Source organism: Bacillus sp. JJ1532, assembly GCF_036965085.1.
GTDB lineage: Bacteria > Bacillota > Bacilli > Bacillales > Cytobacillaceae > Cytobacillus.
This window is the reverse complement of record NZ_JBALOW010000004.1, coordinates 1-2,330: the sequence shown is the minus strand read 5'-3', so window position 1 is coordinate 2,330 and position 2,330 is coordinate 1. Positions and strand designations below refer to the sequence as shown.

Sequence of the window (2,330 nt, the reverse complement as noted above, 5' to 3'; positions counted from 1 at the left end):
CCGTTAATCTGCGATAATTCTATTTCTTTTAGAAAGAAAGTGCTAAAATAAAGTGAATGATTCTGGGGAGGATGACCACATTGGTTGTATTGAATAAGCTTTCATTAGACCATAAATACGGACAGCTTTTTTTGTTTGTCGTCATCATGATCCTTACACAGCATAAACTATTTATCTTTTCCTATGCTCTTTTGTTAGCGATGATTATATATTTGACGATTGTCGCAAATCAAAGTCGCGTTTTTGTCTGGGTTTTGGCCGCATATACGATTGGGTATTTAGTTTTATTATATGGCGATCGACTAATTGAAGAATTACCATTAAATATAAGTTCAATTATGATCATAAATCGTTCACTCCTATTATTCCCGATCCTTTTTATGGTCTATGTTATTAAGAAGTTTAAAAAGAATTGGAACCTTTATGGCTTGAAGCCTAATTGGATGGCAACCATTTCATTTCCATTTATATGGAGCGGATTCCACACTGTTACAATTAGAGTCTTTTTATTGATTGCCTTATGTATTAATCTAGCAGCATTTATTCCCTTCCTGTCTTTAACAAAATTTAATTTTGAAGACCCTAACTTCTTACTGTTTATCATCCTTTTTTCGATCATAAATGGTACACTGGAAGAAATCCTTTGGAGAGGAATCGTCTTAACTAGACTAGTAGATTTGGCAGGTGAAAAAGCTGCGGTTCTCTTTTCGGGATTAGGCTTTGGCTTATCACATCTTGCCTTTGGATACTCATGGTGGCTATGTTTACTTTTTGCATTAGGCGGTATATTCTATGCTGGTATTACCATTCGTTCAGGAAGCATTCTTCCCGCCATCATCTGGCATATTATATTCAATGTATTCATGATTTTAAGCGGAATTATTACGTATATAGGATAATGAACAGCCAAAGATAGTATGAAGGAGGATTTCATGATGAAAATACATATTAGCGATGAGGCTGCGGCTTGGTATGAAGATGAAATGTTTTTAACCAAAGGCGATTATGTTCGTTTTTTTGCACGCTATGGCGGATGCAGTACGGTACAACAAGGGTTTTCATTAGGTATCTCAAAGGATGAGCCCGTTAATGCGGGTGCTGAAACTACAAAGAATGGAATTACCTATTTTATTGAAGAAAAAGATATTTGGTATTTTGACAATCATGATTTGCATGTGGAATATAATAATAAAGCGAAAGAGCCCGATTATAAGTATCTATAAAAAAAACCTTTTCATTCACCTAATTTTTGAAGTGGCCCCTAAAAGTTAGACACGGTTATTTCATTAGGCGTCGAGTTTGGTATGAGTTCGATATTGTATCGGATTCATGCCTTTTAATTTTGCCTTAATGCGTTTTGTGTGTTTTAATACATTATGTACTTTTCCAGCTCGCTTTTAAAATGCTCCACACTCTCAAACTCTTTTATATAGAGAAACTTTGTCTTCATAATCCCGAAGACTTCTATTTATTAGCTTTGGCTTTTTCTTTACTCCATTAAAGTGCCCAATTGTTGAATAGTGGAATATGAGAAAAAGCTGCAAAAATAACACCTTAGTTATTGTGCTAAAGCCCCCGTTAGTTCAACAAGGAAGAATTATTGTTTCAAATTTTCGAACCACACCAAGGACAAAAAGAAATGCCAATACTTGACGTGCCACCATCATGGATTATCAAACCGTAGTCATTATCTTTTTCATCAAAAATGATTATCTTGTCGGGACATTTAAAGGGGTTCTTATGTATATCACACTCGAAATTGGCATGATAAGCCATATCCCCACAACAATGTTTTTTCATAATTTCATTTCTCCTTATTTAGTTCAAGCACTCATTAGTAAAATAAGGTTTAAACTTCTTCCTGATATATTTCTGATTTTATCTTCTTTAAATTCAAAGGTATTTTAAACTCCTGAAGGTTTTCTATATGATTTAAAAAATCATCTATATCATTATAATCCATTGACCATTCTCCTATTTCTAACTTACTTAATACATCTGTTGGTTTAAATAAAAATTCACAGTGAAGTTGTTCCATACGAGAATACTCATCTTCTTCATAAACAGTAAACTGACGTACAAAATCGAGATGAAATAGTTCTTCTCCAGTAAAATCATAAACACCACATTGAAATAGGATTTCTTTATCTTCTTCTCCCTCAACTGGTTCTTTACAGAAAGCCTTAAATGTTTCCCAAACCTTTTTTATATTATCGGTATCTTCACCAATCTTATTTTTAAGATAACTTTCAGCATTCTTAACCGTAATCATTACAACACCCCCGATATTATTATGTAAGTATTCTTCTTTAACTAGTCGAGTAGAAGGG

The 2,330-nt window shown here is 33.6% G+C and carries 4 protein-coding genes and 1 pseudogene; 2 read left to right on the top strand and 3 right to left on the bottom strand.

Annotated elements, in window-relative coordinates; translation table 11 throughout:
- The first annotated feature begins 80 nt into the window (after positions 1-80).
- Entirely contained in the window at positions 81-899 is an 819-nt protein-coding gene (locus tag V7122_RS02800; RefSeq protein WP_335525761.1) for a CPBP family intramembrane glutamic endopeptidase, read from the top strand.
- Between the two features lie 36 nt (positions 900-935).
- A complete protein-coding gene (locus V7122_RS02795; RefSeq protein ID WP_335525760.1) occupies positions 936-1,223 on the top strand; it encodes a HesB/YadR/YfhF family protein in 288 nt (95 codons plus the stop codon).
- Between the two features lie 63 nt (positions 1,224-1,286).
- Here the strand turns inward: V7122_RS02795 and V7122_RS02790 are convergent.
- The 3 genes and pseudogenes from V7122_RS02790 to V7122_RS02785 form a co-directional block, all read right to left on the bottom strand.
- Positions 1,287-1,459, bottom strand: a pseudogene (locus tag V7122_RS02790) (IS3 family transposase); the annotation flags it as partial.
- 146 nt (positions 1,460-1,605) lie between these two features.
- On the bottom strand, positions 1,606-1,800 hold the full coding sequence (locus V7122_RS25695) for a DUF6980 family protein (protein ID WP_438824760.1): 195 nt from the start codon (positions 1,798-1,800) through the stop codon (positions 1,606-1,608).
- A gap of 49 nt (positions 1,801-1,849) precedes the next feature.
- Positions 1,850-2,272, bottom strand: a complete 423-nt coding sequence (locus tag V7122_RS02785) for a hypothetical protein (protein WP_438824761.1) — start codon at positions 2,270-2,272, stop codon at positions 1,850-1,852.
- Positions 2,273-2,330 lie beyond the last annotated feature (58 nt).